The organism is Psychrobacter sp. (assembly GCF_041554015.1).
In the GTDB taxonomy this organism is placed as follows: Bacteria; Pseudomonadota; Gammaproteobacteria; order Pseudomonadales; family Moraxellaceae; genus Psychrobacter.
The window spans coordinates 25363-31598 of the sequence record NZ_JBFFMS010000034.1 but is presented as its reverse complement, the minus strand read 5'-3'; the positions used below and the strand labels follow the sequence as shown (position 1 = coordinate 31598).

The window sequence follows — 6236 nt, the reverse complement described above, 5'->3', positions numbered from 1 at the left end:
TATAGGCAACTTTCCAGCCTTCGCCCGGCAGATAGCCGTACGTCCAGTTCGTTAAGTGGTGAGAGATATAGTCTGTTGTTGTTTGCTCGCCTGCCATAATGTCAGCTTCTTATTAATCAACGATTTAATCAACTACCAAAACATGGTTGTCATCTGATGAGCTTTTAGTCTGCTTATCTGCCTTGCAATAAAGCAAGCCAATCAATCACACTAATACGCTCATGTCATCAATAACATCCAACCCATAGTTCTATGACGCATGCTGATTTGATAGAGTAAGATAAATTTTAGCTATCAAAAAAGGGCTTATGATAGTTCAGTAATAGCCCTTTACATGTGTACGCAAAATTCTTATGTATATGTTTACTTGTTTCTGTGTTTTCACAGCCGGCGCTTAATACAGCGCTACTAAGTAAAATATTTAGCTGCATATATTAATGCAGGGTTGTATTCGTGTAAAGTCAATTGTGACTTTTTTGTCCACTGTATGAATAAGTTAGCTGCCAGTGGCGTTTGATGCCGCTGTTTTGTCGCTATAATTAAATTGTAAGAATTTAATTATAAAAAGTAGTAAACGCTCATTGCGCGCTCCCCTACCTGCAATACTGCATCCTAACTTATATCAAATACTCGTATAACGATTGTTGGTACTGTCCTAAGACAATGATTATGCTTCGACTTTCTAAAATCAGTCATAGAGAAGCTGGACGGCAGGGTGGCTTGCTCAGTGCAATGAATACCATAACTATGTATATAGCATTCATCTATTAACACTAGCGTATACGCCACAACATCCAACTGTGACTAATTTGCATTACCATAAAACCGATAAACAGCGCTGGCGCCGATAGGGGTTGTACGGTAATAAAAATTAGTGCGAACCCAAACACAGTCAATAGCCATTTGGCCATCTGACCCCGATAAAGCTGGCTAACAATATGTAAGCGCGCGCGATAACCGGTATACCAAAAGATAAAAAAAGCAAAGATAGCTTGCGTGGCAAAACTTAACAAGGCACCAATAGCGGTGCTTTTTGCAACAGTCAATGCACTGTGCAACCACATGCTATCTACTAGCCAAGCAATAATAATAAGGATAAATAGTATCCATGCTTGGCGTTTGATATAAATGCCTATCTTATCTTTCTGGGTGCGTTTGGCAGGCTTGGTCATGGTGCTTCTATAGCCTTAAACATTTGGATTATATCGCTATCTCATATCATCGCGACACTATTATCCGTGAATGGCTCACTCTACAGATGTTACCTTTTAACCAAAATTAAACGCCACTTATTATAGGGAGCGAGCTCCTTTTAAGCAAGTAAAATATGCCTTTTATCAGTCGCCGCCCTCAATCATCAATAATTTAGCGAATTATTAACAGATAACTGAACTTTTATCGCCGCTATATCGCAGTCTATAATGTAATGACGCTTAACCAACTATTTCAATCACTTTTTATCATTAGCTTATTAAAAGATACATTTAAGAAATACATTGACGAATCTGCTGCGCCATCATCTGCCATCCACTGACAAAGTCTTTACTGTTGCTCATATCTTCTGCCTGAACCGTATCTCGAACGGGCTGGAGCTTGGCAAGCAAACCTTTAGCAGGTGTGCTTGGACTGACCAGACACATCTGCTTAGCAGGGCGCTGCTCATTAAGCCAGCGTAACTGGCTCGCTTTTGGCGCTAAATGATGATCGGTACTTAAGCTGCCAATCAGCTGTAGGTTAGCGCTTTTCTCCATATATTGGTAAGCGTCATGATAAGCCCAGTAAGGCAAAGGCTTTTGCTTAGCATCAAGGTTTGATTCTGCCACGGCTGCATCCATACGCTGGGCAAATTTCTGTGCATTGGCATGATAAAGCTGTTTATGTTGCGGATTGGCATGACTGTGGATGACGGCAAGCGCACGGGTAATGGCTTTGGCATTATCGGGATCAAGCCAAATATGAGGATCAAGCGTGCCAGCGATAGGTTTACCCTTGATATCCCGTAAAGGATGACGATTAAAAGCATCAAACTTAAATAAGGCGATAGAATTAGGCGCATCGTTTAAGTTTGCAGCCAAGTTATTTTCTAACGGCTCACCAAACCAAACCACAAAGGTACTGTCTTGAATCGCTTTGATATCGCCGGGGCTAATACTCCCATGATGACCGACCTCGCCTGCTTGTAGCAACTGCTTGGCAGGAGGGGCGCCTTCTGTTACCGCTTGACTTAACAAAAATAGTGGATAGTTACTGACGCTCACCGTTGCTGCCTGCGCCGGCAGCGCCAAAAACCCTACTATCAATAAGCTGGCTAATAAGCAGTACTGTTTTACTAATTGCGCCGCCTTATGCAAAAGGGTGTTTTTTTGAACGTGTAATTTTTTATCTAGCGTCGTTGTGGCGTTATGAGCATTGGCAATCATCAGGTGTTGATCCTATTAAGTCATTAAACTGCGATATCTTTACTATGTGATATCTCTATCCATTATGTTATACTATAACAAATTAAAATCCCACTTTTATTTTGCATTTTAGCTATTCTGTTTTGCTCATCGCAGTCCAATATATAAAAGCGATGTTGATTAAAAGTAATGACAAGGTTTGACAAATCTACGTATTGAGCTGATCATTTGCCGTTATACTGTGCAGAATTTAATAAGAACCGAATGCTTGCTGCATTTATGGAAAGTGTTTTTGGGAGTTTATGCTATGCCGACCATTTCACCGAATTGTGAGCATGCTCATGATGTGCAAGATTTTACGCCACAGGATGTGACCGAGCGTCTAGAAGCAGCAAAAGAGCAGGCTGCTAAACGCGGTGTGCGCTTTACGCCCTTACGCCAGCAGGTCTATAGGCTGGTATTGCAAGCCAATAAGCCAGTGGGCGCTTATGATTTAATCACTCAGTTACAGCAAATGCGCCTCTCAGATAATGACAGTGAGCTTGAGGGCACAAAAAATGTCGCACCGCCAACTGTCTATCGCAGTTTAGAGTTTTTATTGAGTGAGGGCTTGATTCATCAACTGACATCCATCAATGCCTATGTCCCTTGCTGTCATCCTCGCGCTCATCACACAGCAGCTTTCTTAATTTGTGAGCAGTGTCAACGCGTACAAGAATGTAGCAGCTTACCTGTGCAAGAGATGATGAGCTTTGCTGAAGAAGATATCGGCTTTACCGTTGCCCGTAGTGTGATTGAGCTAAGCGGTCGCTGCCAAGCCTGTCAGTAACTATTTAGAGTACTGTTATATTTAAACCTACTTTCTATCTATATGCGCGGTCATCTGATGAATAATACAAGTAAGCTGCTGAATTTAAGCAATGTCAGCTACTATATTGGTCAACAACGTTTATTATCCAACATACATATCGATATTGCCGTTAATGAGACGGTCAGTATTATCGGTCCTAATGGTGCGGGTAAGTCAACGCTGGTGAAGCTTATTTTGGGACTGATTGCACCAACCTCTGGACAGATCACGCCTTCTGAGCCTTTACAGATAGGCTATGTGCCGCAGCGATTTTCTGTGCCGCCCATACTGCCATTACGTGTCAGTGACTTATTAGCGCAAGCCCATAAAAAACGCCTCACAGCTGAGCAGCGGCAGTTTATATTTGATAAATTATCGTTGACCCATTTACTCTCGCGGCAGATGCTACACCTCTCTGGCGGCGAAACCCAACGAGTATTATTGGCACGGGCGTTACTAGATAAGCCCAACTTATTGATTTTAGATGAGCCGATGCAAGGGCTTGATCCTGAGACGGAGGTTTGGCTGTATCAATTTATTGATGAGTTGCCAGATTTTTTGCGCTGCGCTATGTTGGTGGTTTCTCATGATTTGCACTGGGTGATGAAAGGCAGTCGACGAGTGATTTGCTTAAATAAGCATATTTGCTGCGAAGGTCAGCCAAGTGAGCTTGCTATCAGCAGCGAGTTTCAAAAATTATTCGGTCATCATTACGAGCAGCCATATGTCCATCAGCCGCATGCCTGCGAGCATCACGCACCAAGCTAGTTATCATAAAGTCAGATGGCTTAAATCACAAACTGCCTGACACCTTTTTTATAAACATTTACGGATATGTATTATGAGTGCTTGGTTAGCCATTATTGCGCCTGCTTGGATTGCCGGTAGTATTTTAGCATTGCTTTCAGCACCTTTAGGCTGTTTGGTGTTGTGGCGACGTATGGCTTTTTTTGCAGATGCATTAGCACACGGGACATTACTTGGTGTGGCACTGGCGGTATGGTGGCAGATGCCAATGGGTATCGGTATTGCATTGGTCAGTGTAATGGTGGTACTGGGACTGGTATTGATTGATGATGAGCGCCTACCAGCCGATGCTGTACTGGCAGTAGTTGCCGTATCGCTGCTGTGTTTGGGACTATTAACCTTAACCCAATTAACCGATCAGCAAGCAAACGTTTTAGGGTTCTTGTTTGGGAACTTACTTGAGCTTGATTGGGCGGATTTGCCGTTAATTGCAGGTAGTGTACTAGTAGGATTGGCTCTGCTTATTTATATATGGCCGGCGCAAATCAAACTGGCAACCCACGAAGCTTTGGCACGTATACAGGGCATTGATCCTACGCGGCAGCGCTTGTTTTTTATGGGTGTATTGGCAGGGTTTTGCGCCATCGCTTTGCAAGCGGTTGGGAGCTTATTAATCAGCGGCTTATTGGTATTACCAGCGCTTACTGCTCGTCTGTGGTCAGCATCACCCAGACAGATGGTGATTATCGCCCTATTTATAGCGCAACTTGGGGTAACGCTCGGTGTCTGGGGCAGTATTTGGCTTGATATCCAAACTGGGCTGTCTATCGTTTTGGTCTTAGCCAGTTTGTTCTTTAGCGCTTTAATCCTCTCAAAACTGACCACATCAACATCTATATTGGCAAAGTTTTGGTTGCCACGCCGTTAGAGGCTAGGCAATTTGCCATACCATACTATAGACAGCCATCATTCGCTCAGATATTTTTCTATGCTTTATAGAACTTTATTTCATTAAAATTGCTAGAGCTTTCATGCGCTGAATGTTGTAATATTTCACTAATACTATCAAGGTGATAGTTAACCATCACTAAAAACGCACCAATGAGATTTAATAGCGCTTTATGCAAGAGGGGCGTCCCTCTTATCAGCCTAAAATGCGATGTATAAAAACGACACTAAAAAGTCAGGTAAGCTATCATTACTCACCTGTCATACTGCCGTTAATGATCTAAATATCCTAAAAATGTTCATTGTTAGTCTTCGATAAGGGACAAAACTTAATGCCAAGCTATCCTGTGAATGCCGTTAGCACGCCAGACGGACAGGTGAATGTATTGCAAATCACAGATTTGCATCTGTCCTCACATGTGCCAGCTGCTGCTAATGACACCAGTAGTGAAGTCGCGGTTTGCCAATATAGTTTTGCAGCCATTATCAAGCAAGCATTGAGCAAAGAGATACGATGCGATTTGATTATCGTCACAGGTGATTTAGTCAATAAAGTAGAGCCTGCTATTTATGACCATATTTTTGCCGTATTAAAGAATACTGGCATTCCTTTTGCTTGTATCGCTGGCAATCATGACGTAACTGACGAGACAGGCAAAGACTTACCTTTTTACCAGCGCACACTGATTGCAAGGGATGCCGACCCACGACTGCTTAGCCGGCATTTGATTGAATCTGAGCATTGGCAGCTGCTTTTACTCGATTCATCGATTACTGGCAAGGTAGAAGGTAAGATTACGGCAACCGACATTGATTGGGTACGTGAGCAGTTAGCATCTTGCCCTAAACATGCGCTCATTGCCCTTCATCATCATGTCTTACCCGTAGATTCTAACTGGATTGATAGCCATATGGCAGAAAATGCCGAGGAATTTTGGCAGCATATCGCGCCCTTTAAAAATCTAAACGTGATTATTCATGGTCATACCCATCAAGAGCAAACACGTCTGCATCAAGGGGTTGCTGTATATAGCACCCCATCTACCTGCTACCAATTTAAGCCATTTGAAGACGATTTTACCTATGATAAAAGTATGCCACCAGGGTATCGTTGGTTGCAATTAGCCAACAATGGAAAGGTTGCAAGCTGGGTTGAAAGACTGGATACTTGACGACCAGTTTTATGACTAGAATTGATTACCTGTTTGGCGATAATAGCGCTCTTAGCCCATCGGCTATATTCCTCGCTGATTTTGCTTGATTCGTTACAAAATGGCTGGCAAAGTATAGGT

Annotated in this window: 6 protein-coding genes and 1 pseudogene; 4 read left to right on the top strand and 3 right to left on the bottom strand. The window is 42.8% G+C overall.

Annotated elements, in window-relative coordinates; genetic code table 11:
• From ABYU67_RS09335 to ABYU67_RS09325, 3 genes and pseudogenes are all read right to left on the bottom strand, one after another.
• Positions 1–97 (bottom strand): annotated as a pseudogene (locus ABYU67_RS09335) (F0F1 ATP synthase subunit A); the annotation flags it as partial.
• A 676-nt stretch (positions 98–773) separates the two neighbouring features.
• Entirely contained in the window at positions 774–1172 is a 399-nt protein-coding gene (locus tag ABYU67_RS09330; protein WP_372844728.1) for an ATP synthase subunit I, read from the bottom strand.
• A 312-nt stretch (positions 1173–1484) separates the two neighbouring features.
• Positions 1485–2420, bottom strand: coding sequence for a metal ABC transporter solute-binding protein, Zn/Mn family (locus ABYU67_RS09325; protein ID WP_372844727.1), 936 nt, complete (start codon positions 2418–2420; stop codon positions 1485–1487).
• Between the two features lie 286 nt (positions 2421–2706).
• On the opposite strand from ABYU67_RS09325, the gene ABYU67_RS09320 reads away from it, so the two are divergent.
• The 4 genes from ABYU67_RS09320 to ABYU67_RS09305 all read left to right on the top strand — a co-directional run bounded on the left by ABYU67_RS09320 (position 2707) and on the right by ABYU67_RS09305 (position 6116).
• Complete coding sequence (locus ABYU67_RS09320; protein ID WP_372844726.1) at positions 2707–3228, top strand: Fur family transcriptional regulator; 522 nt, start codon at positions 2707–2709, stop codon at positions 3226–3228.
• Between the two features lie 57 nt (positions 3229–3285).
• On the top strand, positions 3286–4017 hold the full coding sequence (locus ABYU67_RS09315; RefSeq protein WP_372844725.1) for a metal ABC transporter ATP-binding protein: 732 nt from the start codon (positions 3286–3288) through the stop codon (positions 4015–4017).
• Between the two features lie 73 nt (positions 4018–4090).
• Positions 4091–4924, top strand: a complete 834-nt coding sequence (locus ABYU67_RS09310; protein WP_372844724.1) for a metal ABC transporter permease — start codon at positions 4091–4093, stop codon at positions 4922–4924.
• Between the two features lie 352 nt (positions 4925–5276).
• Positions 5277–6116: a metallophosphoesterase gene (locus tag ABYU67_RS09305; protein WP_372844723.1), complete on the top strand. Its 840-nt coding sequence runs from the start codon at positions 5277–5279 to the stop codon at positions 6114–6116.
• The last annotated feature ends 120 nt before the right edge of the window (positions 6117–6236 follow it).

Excerpts from the sequence above, each read along its gene's own strand:
- ABYU67_RS09330 (WP_372844728.1), bottom strand. The coding sequence starts at position 1,172 with ATGACCAAGCCTGCCAAACGCACCCAGAAAGATAAGATAGGCATTTAT.
- ABYU67_RS09325 (WP_372844727.1), bottom strand. The coding sequence starts at position 2,420 with ATGATTGCCAATGCTCATAACGCCACAACGACGCTAGATAAAAAATTA.
- ABYU67_RS09320 (WP_372844726.1), top strand. The coding sequence starts at position 2,707 with ATGCCGACCATTTCACCGAATTGTGAGCATGCTCATGATGTGCAAGAT.
- ABYU67_RS09315 (WP_372844725.1), top strand. The coding sequence starts at position 3,286 with ATGAATAATACAAGTAAGCTGCTGAATTTAAGCAATGTCAGCTACTAT.
- ABYU67_RS09310 (WP_372844724.1), top strand. The coding sequence starts at position 4,091 with ATGAGTGCTTGGTTAGCCATTATTGCGCCTGCTTGGATTGCCGGTAGT.
- ABYU67_RS09305 (WP_372844723.1), top strand. The coding sequence starts at position 5,277 with ATGCCAAGCTATCCTGTGAATGCCGTTAGCACGCCAGACGGACAGGTG.